The organism is Streptomyces sp. NPDC093261 (assembly GCF_044753645.1).
In the GTDB taxonomy this organism is placed as follows: domain Bacteria; phylum Actinomycetota; class Actinomycetes; order Streptomycetales; family Streptomycetaceae; genus Streptomyces.
Genome location: NZ_JBIVNO010000001.1, coordinates 766,526 through 784,278, shown reverse-complemented (window position 1 = coordinate 784,278; position 17,753 = coordinate 766,526). Strand labels below are relative to the sequence as shown.

General features: G+C 70.3%; 19 protein-coding genes and 1 pseudogene. 15 read left to right on the top strand and 5 right to left on the bottom strand.

Annotation, left to right across the window (positions count from 1 at the left end; translation table 11 throughout):
• The first annotated feature begins 130 nt into the window (after window positions 1–130).
• The 11 genes and pseudogenes from ACIP94_RS03615 (at window position 131) to ACIP94_RS03565 (ending at window position 10,611) form a co-directional block, all read left to right on the top strand.
• Complete coding sequence (locus ACIP94_RS03615) at window positions 131–916, top strand: SCO2525 family SAM-dependent methyltransferase (protein ID WP_402418928.1); 786 nt, start codon at window positions 131–133, stop codon at window positions 914–916.
• A gap of 49 nt (window positions 917–965) precedes the next feature.
• Window positions 966–2,807: an SCO2524 family protein gene (locus ACIP94_RS03610; RefSeq protein ID WP_402418926.1), complete on the top strand. Its 1,842-nt coding sequence runs from the start codon at window positions 966–968 to the stop codon at window positions 2,805–2,807.
• Window positions 2,808–2,811: 4 nt separating this feature from the next.
• On the top strand, window positions 2,812–3,726 hold the full coding sequence (locus tag ACIP94_RS03605; RefSeq protein WP_402418922.1) for an SCO2523 family variant P-loop protein: 915 nt from the start codon (window positions 2,812–2,814) through the stop codon (window positions 3,724–3,726).
• On the top strand, window positions 3,723–4,706 hold the full coding sequence (locus tag ACIP94_RS03600; protein WP_402418919.1) for an SCO2522 family protein: 984 nt from the start codon (window positions 3,723–3,725) through the stop codon (window positions 4,704–4,706). The genes ACIP94_RS03605 and ACIP94_RS03600 overlap by 4 nt, the downstream gene beginning before the upstream one ends.
• A gap of 1 nt (window position 4,707) precedes the next feature.
• Complete coding sequence (locus tag ACIP94_RS03595) at window positions 4,708–5,673, top strand: SCO2521 family protein (RefSeq protein WP_402418916.1); 966 nt, start codon at window positions 4,708–4,710, stop codon at window positions 5,671–5,673.
• A gap of 60 nt (window positions 5,674–5,733) precedes the next feature.
• Complete coding sequence (locus tag ACIP94_RS03590; protein WP_402418913.1) at window positions 5,734–6,750, top strand: DUF6879 family protein; 1,017 nt, start codon at window positions 5,734–5,736, stop codon at window positions 6,748–6,750.
• A gap of 193 nt (window positions 6,751–6,943) precedes the next feature.
• Window positions 6,944–7,150, top strand: a pseudogene (locus ACIP94_RS03585) (hypothetical protein); the annotation flags it as partial.
• A 17-nt stretch (window positions 7,151–7,167) separates the two neighbouring features.
• Window positions 7,168–7,302, top strand: coding sequence for a hypothetical protein (locus tag ACIP94_RS03580; RefSeq protein WP_402418910.1), 135 nt, complete (start codon window positions 7,168–7,170; stop codon window positions 7,300–7,302).
• A 413-nt stretch (window positions 7,303–7,715) separates the two neighbouring features.
• Complete coding sequence (gene folE / locus ACIP94_RS03575) at window positions 7,716–8,252, top strand: GTP cyclohydrolase I (RefSeq protein WP_402418908.1); 537 nt, start codon at window positions 7,716–7,718, stop codon at window positions 8,250–8,252.
• A 98-nt stretch (window positions 8,253–8,350) separates the two neighbouring features.
• Window positions 8,351–8,980, top strand: a complete 630-nt coding sequence (locus ACIP94_RS03570) for an NUDIX hydrolase (RefSeq protein WP_402418905.1) — start codon at window positions 8,351–8,353, stop codon at window positions 8,978–8,980.
• Window positions 8,980–10,611: an MFS transporter gene (locus ACIP94_RS03565; RefSeq protein ID WP_402418902.1), complete on the top strand. Its 1,632-nt coding sequence runs from the start codon at window positions 8,980–8,982 to the stop codon at window positions 10,609–10,611. The genes ACIP94_RS03570 and ACIP94_RS03565 overlap by 1 nt, the downstream gene beginning before the upstream one ends.
• Here ACIP94_RS03565 and ACIP94_RS03560 read toward each other — a convergent pair.
• A complete protein-coding gene (locus tag ACIP94_RS03560; RefSeq protein WP_402418900.1) occupies window positions 10,608–11,585 on the bottom strand; it encodes a TIGR01777 family oxidoreductase in 978 nt (325 codons plus the stop codon). The genes ACIP94_RS03565 and ACIP94_RS03560 overlap by 4 nt on opposite strands.
• Before the next feature lie 342 nt (window positions 11,586–11,927).
• Here ACIP94_RS03560 and ACIP94_RS03555 point away from each other — a divergent pair, with 342 nt between their 5' ends.
• The 4 genes from ACIP94_RS03555 (at window position 11,928) to ACIP94_RS03540 (ending at window position 14,420) form a co-directional block, all read left to right on the top strand.
• The gene (locus ACIP94_RS03555; protein WP_402418897.1) at window positions 11,928–12,143 is read left to right on the top strand and encodes a hypothetical protein; all 216 of its coding nucleotides are present in this window, start codon (window positions 11,928–11,930) and stop codon (window positions 12,141–12,143) included.
• Window positions 12,144–12,192: 49 nt separating this feature from the next.
• On the top strand, window positions 12,193–12,939 hold the full coding sequence (recO, locus tag ACIP94_RS03550; RefSeq protein WP_402418894.1) for a DNA repair protein RecO: 747 nt from the start codon (window positions 12,193–12,195) through the stop codon (window positions 12,937–12,939).
• Window positions 12,940–12,977: 38 nt separating this feature from the next.
• Window positions 12,978–13,811, top strand: a complete 834-nt coding sequence (locus ACIP94_RS03545) for an isoprenyl transferase (RefSeq protein WP_402418891.1) — start codon at window positions 12,978–12,980, stop codon at window positions 13,809–13,811.
• A 69-nt stretch (window positions 13,812–13,880) separates the two neighbouring features.
• Entirely contained in the window at window positions 13,881–14,420 is a 540-nt protein-coding gene (locus ACIP94_RS03540; protein ID WP_402418888.1) for a YcxB family protein, read from the top strand.
• A 13-nt stretch (window positions 14,421–14,433) separates the two neighbouring features.
• Here ACIP94_RS03540 and ACIP94_RS03535 read toward each other — a convergent pair whose 3' ends face one another.
• The 4 genes from ACIP94_RS03535 to ACIP94_RS03520 form a co-directional block, all read right to left on the bottom strand.
• Complete coding sequence (locus tag ACIP94_RS03535; RefSeq protein WP_402418885.1) at window positions 14,434–14,850, bottom strand: Fur family transcriptional regulator; 417 nt, start codon at window positions 14,848–14,850, stop codon at window positions 14,434–14,436.
• A 125-nt stretch (window positions 14,851–14,975) separates the two neighbouring features.
• On the bottom strand, window positions 14,976–15,878 hold the full coding sequence (locus tag ACIP94_RS03530) for a metal ABC transporter permease (protein WP_402418883.1): 903 nt from the start codon (window positions 15,876–15,878) through the stop codon (window positions 14,976–14,978).
• Complete coding sequence (locus ACIP94_RS03525) at window positions 15,878–16,645, bottom strand: metal ABC transporter ATP-binding protein (RefSeq protein WP_402418880.1); 768 nt, start codon at window positions 16,643–16,645, stop codon at window positions 15,878–15,880. Before ACIP94_RS03525 ends, ACIP94_RS03530 begins: the two co-directional genes overlap by 1 nt.
• 17 nt (window positions 16,646–16,662) lie before the next feature.
• Complete coding sequence (locus ACIP94_RS03520) at window positions 16,663–17,619, bottom strand: metal ABC transporter substrate-binding protein (RefSeq protein ID WP_402418878.1); 957 nt, start codon at window positions 17,617–17,619, stop codon at window positions 16,663–16,665.
• Between the last annotated feature and the right edge of the window lie 134 nt (window positions 17,620–17,753).

Sequence of the window (17,753 nt, the reverse complement as noted above, 5' to 3'; positions counted from 1 at the left end):
GGTGTCCGGCCGCTCAAGGAGGGTTCAGGACCAAGAGCCGATTCCCCGTCACCTCGGCCGTCCGCCGCGGACTCGAGGCATCACGGCAAAGGGGGATCCGTGCCGTCACCCCCGTTGGTACCGTGAGCCAATGGACCTGGAAGCCCCGCCGAGGGCACCTAAACTCAACGCCGACGCCCCGTGGGACGCATTCGACCCTCACGCGTACATCGATCGCAATTACCGTGAGCTGCTCGATGTGGACGCGGAGATCATCGCGCATGTGCGCGATCACTTCAGCGATCATTTCCGTCTGCGTTTCGAACGGCCGGTTCTCGGCATTGACGTCGGTGCAGGTGCCAACCTCTACCCCGCGCTGTGCATGCTCCCGTGGTGCAAGGAGATCACCCAGCTGGAGCTTTCGCGTGCGAACGTCGAGTATCTGAGGGAGCAGCGGGTCAACTTCGGTCCCGGGTGGGAGAGTTTCTGGGACGTGCTCCGAAAGGATCCCGCCTACGAAGAGATCCACAAAAACCGGAGGGCGAGATTCACTGACACCGTCCGTGTCGAACCCGGCAACCTGTTCGAACTGGTGCGTCGCCCCGCGCACTGGGCCATCGGAACGATGTTTTTCGTCGCCGAGTCGATGTCCGCCTCCCACGCGGAGTTCCGCAGCGGCGTCGCGTGTTTCCTTCGGGCCCTGGCGCCCGGCGCTCCCTTCGCCGCCGCGTTCATGGCCGGCTCCACGGGGTATGACGTGGGCGACGAGTATTACCCGGCGTGCGATGTCGACGAGGCGCAGGTGCACGAGGCTCTGCGGGAATTCGCTGATAGCCCCAGGGTTCTCAGGCTGGACAAGCCGACGGACATGGTGCGCCCGGGACACGAGGGAATGATCCTGGCCCTCGGTCACCGGAATTCCAGAGTTCGTTTCTGACCGAGGACGCGGAATACAGGGCAGTGCGACCTGTGTGAGGGGCATGGGGATGCAGATCAAGCCACGTCAGCATCTGCTGGACGTCTGGCAGGCCATGGCCCGCCACTCGTTCGACGGCGGCAAGTGGTCCTGGGGGGAATGGGGCGGTCTCAGCAGTGTCGCGGACGCCGAACGGCTGCTCTGCCTCATGTATCCCGCCACCGAGATCCCCGCCTTCCGCCTCGACGAGCCCGACACCACCCAGACGGACGTGGAGAAGGCGCTGAGACGGGTCGGCGGGCGCACCGAGATCCCCGCCGCCCTCGTGACGGTCCTCGACCAGTTCATGCGCACGCACACCGGGCCCGACGCCACCCCCACCTTCGCCGGCGGCTACTACTTCACCTCCCAGGACCCTCAGCGGGAGGTCATCCGCGAGCAGCGGGAACTGGGCGTGGTCGACTCCTTCTCCATGTCGGTCACGCTGTGCCTCGCCACCCTCGGCTTCCTCAAGGTCTACGAGGACCGCACCTCCCGCAGCGACATGAGGAAGGCCATCGCGCAGCTGAGGGAGGCGACCAGCATCCGGCTGACTGCCGCGATGGTCAGCCTGCTGCGCTCCTTCACCGTCAACGTCTTCGACGCCGACTCCGGCCAGGGACAGAGGTTGCGGCGGCTGGTGGGCCAGGGGCAGCTGTCGGAGCGTGCCGTGCTCCAGCAGTTCCAGCGCAGATTCAAGCCGCTCCGCGCCACGATCACGGAGAGCTTCGTCCTCGGTGTCGACGTCGAGGAACGCCTCAAGGACGACAATCAGCTCTTCGAGTGCGGCTGGGCCTGGAGCCTGGTCAAGGACGCGCCCAAAGTGGAGACCAGCGACCCGATCGGCACCCAGCCCGACGGCGTCGCGGACGCGGTGCCCTACCTCTACTTCACCGTGGTCGCCCTCGACGGCATCCAGGACCTGTTCTCCGACCGTACCCTCACCCTCGGTCTGCTCAACCCCGAACAGCAGAAGCTCGCCGAGGCGCTGCGGCTGCGCTGGGAGATCACCCAGCAGTACTGGTCGGGCATCGCCCGCTTCGACCCCGAGCGCTGGCCGCTGGAGGACCTCCCCTGGCGCACCACCGGCCAGTTGCTGGAATCCGAGTACTTCTCGCTCTCCGTCGCCGCCATCCTGGTCCACGACCTGGTGCGCCGGCGGGCCACCGACGAGGACCTCACGCGCACCGTGACGGTCATGGAGCGCCTCGCCGAACGCGGCCGCATCACCAGCCGTATGACGCGCGACGACCCGGCCGTACGGCTCCACAACCCGGGCGTCACCCTGCCCCTGCAAGGCAGCGAGGACGCCGGCGGGCCGCCCCTTCAGTGGACCATGACCGACTTCTCGGCCCAGCTCCTCAAGCGCACCATCCAGCTCAGCGAGCTGTCCCGCAACATCACCGCCCAGGACCGCCTGCTCCGGCTCGCCGAGGAGATCTTCGGCCATCTGTGGCAGCGCCGTATCCAGGAGGGCGAGGGCATCGGGCTCTGGGACAACGTCCGTGCCGTGTACCCCGGTTCGCCCGAAGGACCGGACCAGGTGTCCTGGAGCGTCACCGAGCGCGTCACCGAATGCATGGTGGCCGCCCGCAAGCTGTATGTGCAGCGGCCGATCCGCAGCGCCGAACTGGCCGTGCTGGCCCGAGCGTTGCTCAGCGAGTCCACCCATCTGTTCGGCTACGAGCAGATGGAGCCCACCCTCGCCGCCGAGGGCGAGCGCGCCAAGTCACTGCGGAGCATAGAGATCAGGCTGCGGCGGGCACGCCGGATCCTCGACGAACAGCCGGGCACGGCCTGTGCGCTGACCCTGTCCGTGCTCGGTGAACTCGACGTCCTGGCCCAGGCCCGGGACGCGGCCCGGGAGGTGTGAGCCCGTGCTCGTCTTCGCCGCCTCCGACAAGGGAGGCACGGGCCGCTCCGTGACCAGCGCGAACCTGGCCTTCCAACGCGCGCTCGCCGGTGACGACGTGTGCTACGTCGACTTCGACTTCGGCTCGCCCACGGCCGCCGCCGTCTTCGACGTCCCCGGAGAACTGGGCATCGACCGAGGCGGCCTGCACACCTATCTGGAGGCCGGCACCGCCGAGCCCGCCCGAGTCGACATCTGGGCCCACACCCTGCACCCGGTGCTGCGCAACCGTCCCAACGGCTCCGGCCGGCTCGTCCTGCTGCCCGGCGACGCGAGCGGCGGGGAGTTCGCCACGGACCAGGACACCCTGCGCCGCTGTGTCGATCTGCTGCTTCGCCTCAACAGCGAGTTCGATGTGATCATCGTGGACCTCAGCGCCGGACGCAGCTACGCGATGGACATGGTGCTGGAGGCGACGGCGCAGCCCGAGCTGCGGGGCGTCGAGGCCCGCTGGCTGATCTTCCACCGCTGGACCCGGCAGCACGTACTCGCGGCGTCGGGGCTGGTCTTCGGCGAGCACGGCATCCTCAACGGCGCGGCGGCGGGCCTCCACGACAAGGAGGCGCTGCGCCGGTCGATCCGCTTCGTCCGGGCCGCCGTGCCCGACCCCGAGTCCGCGCTGTGGTCCCAGGTCTCGCCCGCCCAGTCCGTCTGGATGCAGCGGTGCGACGACTATCTGCGGCAGCTCGCCTCGGAGCGGAAGATCGGGGACAGCGTGGTCCTCGGGACCATCCCGCTGGAACCCGTCCTGCAATGGCGTGAGCAGCTCATCACCGAGGAGGACGTGCTGTCCACCCAGATCGCCAACAAGGAGACGCTGGAGGCGCTGGAGCAGCTCGCCCGCAGGCTGACCGACGAGGCCCACTGGGAGGTGTCGTGACGGAGTCCGGGTTCCGGGAGACCACCGCCGAGCCGCTCACCCGCTCCCTGGCGCTGTCCCATCTCTCCCTGGAGCTGGGACATCTGTACATGGAGGACTTCGAGGGCGGGCCCCCGCGGCTGCGGCAGCACTTCGAGCGTGTGAAGCCCTGGGCGGAGGCGGCCCGTGCCGAAGCCGCCGCCCGTGCCGAAGCCGCCGCCACCGGCCGGCGGGGCGGCTCCCGCCCCCGTATCAGCACCTGCTTCCTCATCGACGACTACTTCACGCGCTTCTCCACCCCCGCCGAGGTCGTGCCGGTCCTGCTCGACGAGGCCGAGCGCGCGGGGCTGGTCATCGACTACCTGGCCAGGGAGTCCGGCTGTGCTGTGGCGGACAAGGTGCCGCTCGCGGAATCGGTGGCCGGCCGGCTGGTCGAGTCCCCGCCGCCCGGCAGCTACGGCCTGCGCCCGCCCGTCGGCCAGACCGGCTGGCTCGCCAACGGGGTGCGCACCCCCGCTCAGCGCGCCCAGGCCATGAGGCGGTCCGGAGCCTGGCAGCCGCCCCAGGAGACCGCCGCCCACCGGCACTCCGTCTTCCTGGACGTCGAACTCTGGGACGACCAGGACGGGCACCGCACCTGGTCGTGCCCCTTCCTCGCCGCGGTCTGGCAACTGGCCCGCCTCGGTCTGCTGCGCAACGAGGGCGAGCCCGTCCTCGTCCCGCGCGCCCACACCTCGGGCGGCTTCCCGTCCGAGTGGGACCGGCTGGCGCCGCTGCTCCAGCTCAACACCGACGCGGCCCCGTTCAACGCCTATCGCACCATCTCCGTACTGCCGTCTCGGTTCCTCCCCATCGAACACGCCGTGCGCGTCATCCTCGACCAGACCGAGGTGGACGCGGGCGCGCTGCGGCAGGTCGCGAGGCGGTCGGCCGCAGAGGGCGTCGCGGTGCCCGACTCCGTGGCGGACCGGGCCTCCTACGTGTTCTACCCGGGGTGGTGACATGGGGATCCCGGGGGAGGCGAGGTCCACGATCCTCGCCGGCGGCGAAGTACGCACCTGTCTGCTGCCGACGTCCCAGGCGCTGGACCTCCGGGCGGCCGGCCATGTGCTGCGGCTGAGGGCCGACGAGCGCGTCCTCGTCTCCGAACGCCCGAACCTGTACGCCCTCTCACCCGACACCCTCATGGGCGTGGACTGCGCGCTGCCCGCCGCGGGCGGCGCCCGGGTGCGCGCCGTCGGCACGGTGGTCACCCGGGCGGCGCTCACCGAGGGCCGGGTCCTTCAGGCCGGCTCGTCCTTCCGTGTCCCCGCGACGGGACCCGACCAGCGCCGGCCCTGGGGTTCCTACCTGGTACGCCCGGGGGTGGTGGAACCCCTGGGGAAGCTGCCCGCGCAGGCGGTCGCCGAAGGGCTCCTCAAGGGCGGCCGGTCCGGGGAACTCGACCCCGGCCTGATCGCCGAGGGGCTGTTGACCCGGCTGGTGCGGCACCCGCTGCTGGACCAGAAGAGCCCGTTCAAGAGCCGCCGCACGCGGCTGCGCTGGGTGGCGCTGCCCGTCCCGGACGGCCAGGACCCCTCGATCCACTTCACGGTCGTCGACGACGAACTGCGCACGGTGCGGCTCGGGATCCCCGAGGACACGGAACCGACCGCCGTCCTGCGCCTGTGCGAGGACCTCGCGCTGCACGACTGGCTGCTCACCACGCTCGTACGGATGCTCGACGGCAGCCGCTTCGGGTCGACGGACGGGCCCCTGGCCGTCCTGGCGCTGCGCCCCGCCGTCGACCATCTGCTGCATCTGTGGATGCCCCGGGCACGGGTGGACCGCAAGCTGTCCGCGCTGTCGGAGTCGCTGGACGAGCAGCCGGGATTCAGCCGCCAGTGGCACACGCTGGTGCAGCGCATCCGGGACCAGATGGCCCTTCAGGCCATCCCGTTGCTGAGGGAGGCGCTGACCGCACGCTGAGCACGACGCGCGAGCCGCTCCGGCGCGCGTTCCCGAAGGATCCGACGGGGGAGGAAAGGAATGACCGCTACGCAAGGTACGACGAACACGCCACGGCCGGAGGGCCTGCGCGTACCACCGCTCCTGCTGAAGACGCTCGTCACCGTGGTGGTGTCGATCATCGCCTATGTCCTGACCAACGCGCTCAACCAGAAGCAGGACGAGGTGTGGAAGCTGACGATCTCCATCGTGATCGGCGGGTCCGCCCTGATCGTCCAGTACATGGTGGACTTCGAGCGCCGGCTGGAGGCGATGGAGAGCGGACAGCGCACCCGCATCCGGGAGATGAAGGACAGCCTGTCGGAGCACCACCGTGAGGTGCGCGGCCATCTCAGCGATCACCGCCGGGAGATGACGGACCTGGTCGACGACCGCTTCGCCCGTATCAGCGAGGCGACCGAACTCTTCAGCCAGGTGGACCGTTCGGTACTGCGCTCCGACGGGGTGACCAAGCTCGCCCGCAGCGCCACCAAGGCGGGACTGCTGAACAACGAGCTGGTGAAGACCTTCGCCGGCGAGGAGATCGACCGGCTCGCCCAGCTGCTGGAGAACCTGAGCAACAACATCGCCGACTGCCTGGGGGAGAACCAGGACTGGCTCATCGGCCTCACCCGGTGCATCAAGAAGACCCTGGACGCCACCAGCACCTCGGTCGACCGGGACTTCTGGAACAGTGAGCCCGCGAGCCGCTATCTGGAGGCGCAGAGCGACGCGATCCTGCGCGGGGTGAAGATAAGGCGGCTGTTCATCGTCGACACCGAACAGGAGATCGACGGCAAGCTGACGGAACTGTGCGAGAGTCAGCGTTCGCTGGGCATCGACGCCCGTGTGGTGGCCCTGTCCCAGTTGCCGCACCGGGTGCAGCTCGGCACGCACAGCGACTTCATCATCTTCGACAACGAACTCACCTACGAGATCGACCAGGACACGAAGAAGGTGAACGCCAAGACCACCCTCAACGCCCGGGCCGCCCTCGTCGAACACCGGATGAAGCGCTTCAACCGGCTGTGGGAGGCCACCCAGGACCTCTCCGGCTGACCGAACGCGATCCGGCGGACCCTCGCGGACCGGGGCGCGAGCCGTCAGCAAGGCGGCGTAGTCGTGCCCCCTGGTCCGCGGGGAGTAGCTGAAGCCGCGTAACGGCCCGCTCCGCCGCAGCCGTTCGCCGACCAGCTCGTACAGCGGCTCGTCAGGCCCGGCGTGATCCTCGCGCACCCTCGAGGGGACCCGGCTGCCCGCCGGCCTGCTGCGCAGAATCACCCGGCTGCGCTGTCCGACGCTGGTCACCACGAGTTTCGACGGGGTGGACCTCGACCCCACCGTGCGGGCCGGGCTCACCGTCGCGCACTGCCCGGCGTACTCCCGACAGGCCGTCGTCGAGCATGTGTTCGCCTTACCGTCGGCCCTGGTCAGCCGCACGGCGGGACCCTCGGGCCGCCGCGCACGCTGGACGACGTGGTCCTCACCCCGGGCACCGACTGGTACACGGACACGGCCCGGTCGGCCGACTTCCAGGCGGTCCACGACAACCTCGCGAGCCATCTCGCCGGATGCCCGCGCAAGGTGCCCACCGGGCCGGGCGCGCGGTGAGGTCCGCCGGGAGGACACCGGGGACGCGTGACGGTCATGGCGTCGCCGGCGGGGCTGTCGCTGCTGCGCCCGAGTGAGCCATCACTCGGACATCTCAGACAATTTGCGCGCCCCGGTGCACGGCGGGCAGCATGGCACAGTCAGAATGAAGCTGCTGTCCATGGCATGTGTGTGTACGTGCTTGCGGCTCCTGGATCGCGTTTCCGGGGCAGGCCCGCGAACGGCACGAGCATCCGTGGGAATGGCGCCGCGGTACGAAGAGCCGTGTGGTCGATAGGAGCGACCACTTCCGCCGGAACGGCGTGACCCAGTTCCTCGAGCAGCCACAGATGGCGGCATGGGTGGAACCGTCAACGGACTGACCTGAGACAGCAGCAGTAGCGGCGCGACCCGCGTCCATCAGGAGGTGTTGGATGAGCACCATCGCCGAGTGGCTCGAAGATAACGTCACAACCGACAAACGCGCGCTGGACTGGTACCGGGAGCCGGAATGTGAGCCCCGTATCGTCCGTGCCTACCGCGAACTACTGAGCGGCTATGAGATCGACACATCGACGATCCTCAAGACCACAGTCGAAGTGGAGGGTGAACACGCCGGTGTGGTCCGCGTACACGACATCAACTACTACTCCATCTGCGCGCACCACTTCCTGCCCTTCTACGGACAGGTGGCGATCTCCTACGTGCCCGGCAGCCGGATCCTGGGCCTGGGCAAGTTCCCCCGGCTGGTACAGGCGTTCAGCCGCAGGTTCCAGATCCAGGAGCACCTGGTGAAGGACATCGCCGAGGAGATCATGTCCTCGGGTGGCGCCCGTGCGGCGCGCGTCGTCTCCACCGGCCGGCACATGTGCATGTGCAGCCGGGGCCCGTCCGACCAGACGGTGATCACCGACACCTCGTACGTCACCGGCGACAAGGAACTCTTCACCCGGTTCGGCCTGGACACCTGAGCGGGTTCCGTACGTCAACTCTGACGCACCCGGCGTGCGCGGCGGACCCCTTGCCGTCTGCCGCGCGAGCCGGGTGCGTCGGAGACCCGGAGTGAGGCATGAAACTGGACTTCCTTCCCCCCGAGGCGCTGCGGGACGGCGCCGTGCGCCACTACTGCCTGCGGTGCAGAAGCGCGTCGGTGGAGTGGCGCACCACGGGTGCCCGCCGCCACGGTGTGTGCCTCGCCTGCGGTCATGTCGCCGACCGGGCGCTGGTGCTGGACCCCGCGCTGCGGTGGTGGACGGACGCCGAGGGCGAGTACTGGCACGAGACGGCGGGCGTGTTCGTCCGGGACGTCCGCGGCCGCATCCTCTTCTTCGACCGCACCGCGTTCCCCTTCGGCCTGACGATCCCCGCCGGGCACGTCGAGCGCCACGAGCACCCCGACGAGGCGGCGGTGCGCGAACTCGGGGAGGAGACCGGTATCGCCGGCGAACGGCTCGAATGCCTGACCAGGACTCCGGTGCCCGGCGACGGCTGCCGTCGTGGCGCCGACGCCCATTTGTGGCACGTCTACCGGACGGCCGACGCGGTGGACGCGGACCTCGCGGTGGACCTCGGCCCGGAGGGCACCTCGGCCGTGTGGCTCACGCCAGGCGAGGCGCTGCGCCGCCCGGTGACCTACGCCGTACGCCGGCTGCTCGGGGAGTGCCGGGGCGCGCTGGTCCCCTCCCGCGCCGCCAGGTGATGGCGATGCCTCGTCCGGGCCCCGACGTTCCGATGCGGGCCGGGCGACGGGAATGGTCGGGGCTGGCGGTCCTCGCGCTGCCGACCATGCTCATCGGTCTGGACATGAGCGTGCTGCATCTGGCGGCGCCCGTGCTCGGTGAACGACTGCACCCGAGCGGAACGGAACTGCTCTGGATCGTCGACATCTACGGCTTCATGGTGGCCGGTTTCCTCGCCACGATGGGGACTCTCGGCGACCGGATCGGCCGCCGCAGACTGCTTCTGACCGGAGCCGCCGCCTTCGCGGCGGCCTCGTTGCTCGCCGCCTGTTCGTCCAGCGTGGGGATGCTCATCGCGTCGCGCGCGTTGCTCGGTGTCGCGGGGGCGACGCTGATGCCGTCGACCCTCTCCCTGATCAGCAACATGTTCCGCGACCCGGGGCAGCGGCGGGTCGCGGTCGCGGTGTGGATGACCAATTTCAGCATCGGTGGCATGGTCGGCCCGCTGGTCGGCGGGGTGCTCCTGGAGCACTTCTGGTACGGCTCGGTGTTCCTGCTCGGCGTGCCGGTGGGCGTCGTCCTGCTGATCGCCGGTCCACCGCTGCTGCCCGAGTACCGCGATCCGGGGGCCGGCCGCCTGGATCCGGTCAGCGTCGCGCTGTCCGTCACGACGGTGTTGCCGGTGGTCTACGGCTTCAAGGAGATCGCCCAGCACGGCGTCCGAACGCTGCCCCTGCTGAGCCTCGCCGCCGGGCTCTGCCTCGGAGTCCTCTTCGTCCGCAGACAGTTGAGGCTCCCCGATCCCATGCTCGACCTCCGGCTCTTCGCCAGCCCCGCGTTCGGGGTGTCGCTGGCCGGGCTGACCCTGGGGCTCTTCGCGGTGACCGGGACGCAGTTCCTGCTCCTCCAGTACTTCCAGCTGGTGTTGGGGCTGTCTCCGTCGGTGGCCGGGCTGTGGGCGCTGCCCGCGGTGGGCGCGGGCGTGGTGGGCGCGCTGCTGGCCCCCGCCGTGGCCGGCCGCACGGGTTCGCTCCGGGTCATGGCGGGCGGCTTCCTGCTGTCCGTACCGGGGCTGCTGCTGCTCACCCTGGTGGGCCCCGGGTCCGGGCCGTTCCTCGCCGTGGTCGGGTTCGCCGTCGTCTCGTTCGGCGTCCAGGCGGCGCTCGCCCTCACCAACGACGCGATCATCGGCAGTGCCCCACCCGAACGTGCGGGCAACGCCTCGGGTATCGGGGAGACCGGCGCGAACCTGGGCGAGGCACTGGGCGTGGCCGTCGCCGGATCCGTCGCCGCCGCCGTGTACCGCGCGAAGCTGGAGGGCAGTTCCCTTCCGGACGGCATGGGGCCCGATCGCGCCGAGGCGGCCCGTGCGACCCTCGGCGGTGCCGCCGAGGCCGCCGGCCACCTGCCCGAACGGCTCGGCGGTGAACTCCTCGGGCTCGCCCGGACGGCGTTCACGGACGGGCTGCACATGGCGGCGCTCGTCAACATCGGCGTTCTGATGACGCTCACCGCGGCGCATCTGACCCTTCTGCGCCGCGAGACGGCAGATCGGGATGCCGTGGAACTCGGTGTGCACCTGCGGGAGATGGAAGCGGAGTCCGGGGCGGCGACGGAGCCGGGGGCCGAGACGGTCCCGGGCAGGCGTTAGCCGTGGCGCGGCGATGACGCTCGCGCGCGGGGGCCGCGCCCCCGTACGCGGTGGACGAGGTCGGCGGCGGCCTTTGGCCAGCGGGGATGCTCGAAGGTGAAGCCCGCGTTCAGCAGGCGGCCCGGGACGACCCGGCGGCTCTTGAGCAGCAGTTCGGTGTCCGAGCGCAGGGCGAAGGCGCCGAGTTCGGCCATCCACTTCGTCGCGGGCAGGCCCACGGGGACACCCCACGCAGCGCGCAGGGCGCGCATGAGCGTGCGCTGCGGCACCGGTTCGGGCGCGGCGAGATTCACCGGTCCGGCGATGTCGTCCCGGTCGGCCAGGAACTCCACCGCGCGGACGAAGTCACGGTCGTGGATCCACGACACGTACTGGGCGCCGCCCGCCACCGGTCCTCCGAGACCGAGCCGCGCCAGCCGCAGCAGGACGTCGAAGACGCCCCCTCGATCGGGGCTCATCACCATCGCGGAGCGCAGGGCGACCTTGCGGGTGCCCGGGGTGTCGGCCTTCTCCTGTTCCCGCTCCCAGGCCTTGGCGATGTCGACGCTGAAGGCCCAGTAGCCCGGGACGGAGGGTTCGCTCCCTCCGAGGACACCGGTCTCCTCGTCGTTGGGCGCGTCGAAGCGATGGGCGTAGATGGTGGCCGTGCTCATCTGCAACCAGACCCGGGGAGGCCGGGCGGCCGCGGCGATCACCTCGCCCACGACCCGGGCGGAGTCCACGCGTGAGTCCATCATGGCCTGGAGATTGTCCGCGGTGTAGCGGCAGCTGACGCTGCGGCCGGCCAGGTTCACCACGACATCGCTGCCGTCGAGTGTCCTGGCCCACGGGCCCAGGGTCTTGCCGTCCCACCGGACTTCACCCGGGTGCGCCGGCCGCCTGCTCAGCACCACGACCTCGTGCCCGGCGGCGGTCAGCGCGCGCTTCAGGACCGTACCCACCTGCCCGGTTCCCCCGGGTATCACGATCTTCATCCGGCCTCTCCCCCTCAGTGATGGAGACGACCCTAGCTCAGACTTGAACGCGTTCAAAAGGGAACGGGGACACGAGGATCCCGGCCCCGGCGTGAACCGTTGGCCCTGCCTCAACGAACGCCCGCCTGCGCGCACTTGCAGGACGCAGACACCTGTCGAGTGTAGATGCGGAGCGTCACCATGGGGATGCGAAGGGTAAAACTCGAAGGGAGCGGGGAGCACGGTGGCTGCGGTACACGTATCACTCGGGGGACGACACGCGGCGCGCTGCGCCGAAGAGGCGGAGGACACGGTGAGGGAAGTACCGGCGGCCCCACGCACCCAGCGGGCTCCGGAGGTGGGATGAAGCCGCCGATCGGTTCGTACGCCGTCGACATCCGCTCCGGAAGGGTGGGGGTGGTGATGGGGCACGAGGGCCCGTACGTCCAGCTGAGACCGTACGGCGGGGGCAAGGAGTGGGACGTGGAGCCGGAGGCCGTGCGCCCCGCCACCCCGGCGGAGCGGCTGCGCGCCGCGACCGCGTACGCCAATGCCCGCAGCCGTGGCGAGGTGCCCTGAACGGACCGGCGGGCCCGGGGAGCGCCCGCCGTAGGCGAGAATGGGGGCCATGAGTCTGTTCCGCGACGACGGCATCGTGCTGCGCACCCAGAAGCTGGGGGAGGCGGACCGGATCATCACGCTGCTCACACGCGGTCACGGACGGGTGCGGGCGGTGGCCCGCGGCGTGCGCCGTACCAAGTCGAAGTTCGGGGCCCGGCTGGAGCCGTTCTCGCACGTGGACGTGCAGTTCTTCGCGCGCGGCGGTGAGCTGGTGGGACGCGGGCTGCCGCTGTGCACGCAGAGCGAGACCATCGCTCCGTACGGGGGCGGGATCGTCACGGACTACGCTCGCTACACCGCCGGGACCGCCATGCTGGAGACCGCCGAGCGGTTCACCGATCACGAGGGGGAGCCGGCGGTCCAGCAGTATCTGCTGCTGGTCGGGGGCCTGCGCACCCTCGCCCGCGGTGAGCACGCGCCGCATCTGGTCCTGGACGCCTTCCTGCTGCGCTCCCTCGCGGTCAACGGCTACGCGCCCAGCTTCAACGACTGCGCGAAGTGCGGCATGCCCGGTCCGAACCGGTTCTTCTCGGTGGCCTCGGGCGGTGTCGTGTGCGGTGACTGCCGGGTGCCCGGCAGCGTCGTACCCTCACCCGGTGCCCTGGAACTGCTCGGCGCGCTGCTGACGGGAGACTGGGAGACCGCGGACGCGTGCGAGCCGCGGTATGTCCGGGAGGGCAGTGGACTGGTGTCGGCGTATCTGCACTGGCACCTGGAGCGCGGACTGCGCTCGCTTCGGTACGTGGAACAGTAGACAGTCACAGCGACAGCAGATCGAGGAGCGAGAAGCACATGGCCGTACGCGGGTTCCTGGGGCGCCAGCGCCGTGAGTACAGGACGCCGGAGCCGCACCCGTCCGGGGCTCGTCCGCCGAAGATTCCGGGCGAGCTGGTCCCGAACCATGTGGCCATCGTGATGGACGGCAACGGGCGGTGGGCCAAGGAGCGCGGGCTGCCGCGCACCGAGGGGCACAAGGTCGGCGCCGAGCGGGTGCTGGACGTGCTCCAGGGCGCCGTCGAGATGGGCGTCGGGAACATCTCGCTGTACGCGTTCTCCACCGAGAACTGGAAGCGCTCGCCGGACGAGGTGCGCTTCCTCATGAACTTCAACCGTGACTTCATCCGCAAGACCCGCGACCAGCTCGACGAACTCGGCATCCGGGTGCGCTGGGTGGGCCGGATGCCCAAGCTGTGGAAGTCGGTGGCCAAGGAACTCCAGGTCGCCCAGGAGCAGACCAAGGACAACGACCGGCTCACGCTGTACTTCTGCATGAACTACGGCGGCCGCGCCGAGATCGCGGACGCGGCACAGGCCCTGGCCGAGGATGTGAAGGCGGGCCGGCTCGACCCCGCGAAGATCACGGAGAAGACCCTCGCGAAGTACCTCTACTACCCGGACATGCCGGATGTGGACCTGTTCCTGCGGCCGAGCGGCGAGCAGCGCACCTCCAACTACCTGCTCTGGCAGAGCGCGTACGCCGAGATGGTCTTCCAGGACGTTCTGTGGCCGGATTTCGACCGCCGCGACCTGTGGCGGGCATGCCTGGAGTTCGCCTCCCGCGACCGCCGCTTCGGCGGTGCCATCCCGAACGAGGAACTGCCGGCCATGGAGGGCAGGCAGGAGTAGCCCGGTGAGGTGCCCGGTCCGGCCCTGCTCTACGATCACCGCTCGTCACCGATGACCTGGGGAGGGGCCGTGACCGAGCAGGCCGTGGAGCGACGCGAGGACGCCGTCGTGCTGGAGTACGAGCACCGGCAGGAGGAGATGGCCGAGGCCCTCCGGCTGGTCCTGCGCAGGCGAGGCCGGGCCGGCTTGGTCCACCGCCCCGTCTTCCTGGGGATCGTCGGGCTGCTCGGGGTGGTGCAGCTGGTGGCGGGCGTGTACCGCGGCGACGCCACCGGTGTCGCCTTCGGGACGATGTTCGTCGTGTGGCCGCTGCTGATGTTCCGCGTGCCCCGTACGTCGGCCCGCCAGCTGCTGAGGGCGAACCAGCACCACGGCGTGATGCGGGTGACCGTCGCCGAGGAGGGCGTACGGGTCGTGAGCGTGCACGTGGAGACCCGCATGGCGTGGGCCAACTACGGCAGCTACGCGGAGACCGAGCGCTGCTTCGTGCTGCGCAGCCCCGACCGCGCCGGAACCTGTGCGGTGGTGCTCGTCAAGCGGGGCGTGCGGGCCCCCGAGGACGTGGACAGGTTGCGGGCCCTGCTGGACCGCCACCTGCCCCGCGTCTGACCCGGCCCTCGGTTCAGTCCCCGGGGGCCGCGCAGTCGGCGCAGGTCCCGAAGACCTCCACCGTGTGGGCGACGTTGACGTAGCCGTGCTCCGCGGCGATGGCCTCCGCCCACTTCTCCACCGCCGGGCCCTCGACCTCGACGGCCTTGCCGCAGACGCGGCACACGAGGTGGTGGTGGTGCTCGCCCATCGAGCAGCGGCGGTAGACCGACTCGCCGTCGGAGGTGCGCAGGACGTCGACCTCGCCGGCCTCGGCGAGGGACTGCAAGGTGCGGTAGACCGTGGTGAGTCCGACCGAGTCACCCTTGTGCTTGAGCATGTCGTGGAGTTCCTGCGCGCTGCGGAACTCCTCGACCTCGTCGAGTGCCGCAGCCACGGCGGCACGCTGGCGGGTGGATCGTCCCCGTACAGGCTGGCCGGCGGTCGTCACCGTTGCCTCCTTCTTGATGCTCGCCTACGGGGCGCTGCGAGCCGGTACCGGCGTGCCCCTTCGGCTCTCTCACGGCTCACGTCTGCGCCCTGCCGGGCCATTGTGCCAGCCCGGGCCGGGAGCGGTCAGACTCCGACCTCGTCGGTCGCCTCCCGGTTGGCCGGAATGACGCACTCCAGCGGGTCCTGGGTGGACCGTGCGGCGGCGAGTGCCCGCGCGCGTCGCCGGGCCAGCGGGGTCGCCAGAGCGGTGAGCGCGATGAAGACGGCGATCGTCAGCAGCACGATCGTCGCACCGGGCGGCACGTCCTGGTAGTAGGAGGTGATCGTGCCGCCGAGGGTCACGGTCACCCCGATGGCGACCGCGATGGCGAAGGTCGCGGCGAAGCTGCGGCCGAGCTGCTGGGCCGCCGCCACCGGGACCACCATCAGGGCGGACACCAGCAGCAGACCGACCACGCGCATCGCGACCGTCACCGTCACCGCCGCCGTGACCGCCGTCAGCAGGTTCAGCGCCCGTACCGGCAGGCCCGTCACCCGGGCGAACTCCTCGTCCTGGCTGACCGCGAAGAGCTGGCGGCGCAGACCGAGGGTGACCACGACCACGAAGGCGGCGAGCAGGCAGATCGCGACGACGTCCGACGGCGAGACCGTGGACAGCGAGCCGAACAGGTACGACGTCAGGTTGGCGTTGGAGCCGCCCGGCGCGAGGTTGATGAACATCACGCCGCCGGCCATGCCGCCGTAGAACAGCATCGCGAGGGCGATGTCGCCGCGCGTCCTGCCGTACCAGCGGATCAGCTCCATCAGGACCGAGCCGAGGACCGAGACGGCCGTCGCCATCCACACCGGGGAGGCGGACAGCAGGAAGCCGAGGCCGACGCCCGTCATGGCCACATGGCCGATGCCGTCGCCCATCAGGGCCTGGCGGCGCTGCACGAGGTAGATCCCGACGGCCGGCGCGGTGATGCCGACCAGGACGGCCGCCAGCAGGGCCCGCTGCATGAAGGCGTAGGTGAGGAAGTCCATCAGCTCAGCAGTCCCGTACGGATCGGTTCGGCGCCCGCCGCGTCGTGCGGGTGCACATGGTCGTGGCCGGGCAGGGCGTGCTGGCCCACGGCCCTCGGGGGCGGCCCGTCGTGCAGGACGCAGCCGTCGCGCAGCACCACCGCCCGGTCGATCAGCGGCTCCAGGGGCCCGAGTTCGTGCAGCACCAGCAGCACGGTCGCGCCGGAGGCCACCTGTCCCTCCAGCGTCCGCGCGAGCACCTCCTGGCTCGCCAGGTCGACGCCCGCCATCGGCTCGTCCATGATCAGCAGTTCGGGCTCGGAGGCCAGGGCGCGGGCGATCAGCACCCGCTGGTGCTGGCCGCCGGAGAGCGCGTTGACGGAGTCCTTGGCCCGGTCCGCCATGCCGACCAGCTCCAGGGCGCGGCGCACGGCCTCGTGGTCGGCCCTGCGCAGGATGCCGAAGCGGGCGCGGGAGAGCCGGCCGGAGGAGACCACCTCGGTCACCGTGGCGGGCACGCCGCCCGCGGCCGTGGTGCGCTGCGGCACGTACCCGATGCGCCGCCAGTCGCGGAAGTCGCGGCGCGGGGTGCCGAACAGCTCGATCTCGCCGGCGCTTGGCGGCACCTGGCCGATGATGCTGCGCACGGCGGTCGACTTGCCCGATCCGTTCGCGCCGAGCAGCGCGACGACCTCGCCGCGGCGCACGGTCAGGTCGATGCCGCGCAGCACCGGGCGTGAGCCCAGGTCGGCGCGTACGCCGCGCAGGCGTATGACGGGCTCGCTCATTGCGGCACCTTCCGCTGTCACCGGGCCCCCAGGGCGGTCCGCAGGGCCTTGAGGTTGGACTGCATGACCTGGAAGTAGTCGCTGCCGCGGGACTTGGCGGTGATGCCCTCGATCGGGTCGAGGACATCCGTCTTCAGGTTCGCGTCCTTGGCGACGGTCTTCGCGGTCTTGTCACTGACGAGCGTCTCGTAGAAGACCGTGGAGACGCCGTCGGCCTTCGCCATGCTCTCGAGTGCCCGCACGCGCGCCGCGCTGGGCTCGGACTCCGGGTCCAGGCCGTTGATGGCCTCCTCGGTGAGGCCGTAGCGCTCGGCGAGGTAGCCGAAGGCGGCGTGGGTGGTGATGAAGACCTTGCTCTTGGTGTCCTTCAGACCCGCCGCGTACTGCTTGTCGAGGTCGTCGAGCCTCTTGACCAGGGCCGCCGTGCTCTTCGCGTAGTCGGCCGCGTGCCCCGGGTCCGCCTTCTCGAAGGCCTTGGCGACGCCCTGGGCGACCTGGGCGTAGCGCACCGGGTCGAGCCAGATGTGGGGGTCCTTCCCGGCGGACTCCTCGCCCTGCTGCGTGTCCTGCCGGGCCGCGTGGCCGCCGACCTCGTTGCCGTGATCCTCCAGCGTGGTCAGGGAGGCGGCGTCGATCTTCGTCTTGATCTCGGACTGGGCGACCGCGTCGTCGACGGAGGGCTGGAGGTTCTTCAGGTAGAGCACCGCGTCGGACTCCTGGAGCTGCGCGGTCTGCCGGGCGCTGATCTCCAGGTCGTGCGGCTCCTGGCCGGGTTGGGTGAGACTGGTGACATGGACGTGGCTCCCGCCGATCTGCTCGGCGAGGAAGGCCATCGGATAGAACGACGCGACGACGTCGAATTTCCCGGTGTTGCCGGCGGCACTGGTGGAGGAGCAGGCGGAGAGGGCTCCGAGGCCCAGTGCGGTGACCGCGGTGACCGCGGCCCCGGGTATGAGACGTCGACGTATGTTCACGACAGTCATTTTCAACAAATATGGAAACCGTTGTCAACAATCCTCGGGTAACGGCTCGGCACACCCGGGGACCCGCTCCAGGTGCCCTACCGATTTGATTGGAGGGGAGCCCCCGCCGGTAACCTGAAGCATTC

Bases quoted from the DNA above. Each gene is read 5' to 3' on its own strand.
- ACIP94_RS03615 (WP_402418928.1), top strand. From the start codon at position 131: ATGGACCTGGAAGCCCCGCCGAGGGCACCTAAACTCAACGCCGACGCC.
- ACIP94_RS03610 (WP_402418926.1), top strand. From the start codon at position 966: ATGCAGATCAAGCCACGTCAGCATCTGCTGGACGTCTGGCAGGCCATG.
- ACIP94_RS03595 (WP_402418916.1), top strand. From the start codon at position 4,708: ATGGGGATCCCGGGGGAGGCGAGGTCCACGATCCTCGCCGGCGGCGAA.
- ACIP94_RS03590 (WP_402418913.1), top strand. From the start codon at position 5,734: ATGACCGCTACGCAAGGTACGACGAACACGCCACGGCCGGAGGGCCTG.
- folE (WP_402418908.1), top strand. From the start codon at position 7,716: ATGAGCACCATCGCCGAGTGGCTCGAAGATAACGTCACAACCGACAAA.
- ACIP94_RS03570 (WP_402418905.1), top strand. From the start codon at position 8,351: ATGAAACTGGACTTCCTTCCCCCCGAGGCGCTGCGGGACGGCGCCGTG.
- ACIP94_RS03565 (WP_402418902.1), top strand. From the start codon at position 8,980: ATGGCGATGCCTCGTCCGGGCCCCGACGTTCCGATGCGGGCCGGGCGA.
- ACIP94_RS03560 (WP_402418900.1), bottom strand. From the start codon at position 11,585: ATGAAGATCGTGATACCCGGGGGAACCGGGCAGGTGGGTACGGTCCTG.
- ACIP94_RS03555 (WP_402418897.1), top strand. From the start codon at position 11,928: ATGAAGCCGCCGATCGGTTCGTACGCCGTCGACATCCGCTCCGGAAGG.
- recO (WP_402418894.1), top strand. From the start codon at position 12,193: ATGAGTCTGTTCCGCGACGACGGCATCGTGCTGCGCACCCAGAAGCTG.
- ACIP94_RS03545 (WP_402418891.1), top strand. From the start codon at position 12,978: ATGGCCGTACGCGGGTTCCTGGGGCGCCAGCGCCGTGAGTACAGGACG.
- ACIP94_RS03530 (WP_402418883.1), bottom strand. From the start codon at position 15,878: ATGGACTTCCTCACCTACGCCTTCATGCAGCGGGCCCTGCTGGCGGCC.
- ACIP94_RS03525 (WP_402418880.1), bottom strand. From the start codon at position 16,645: ATGAGCGAGCCCGTCATACGCCTGCGCGGCGTACGCGCCGACCTGGGC.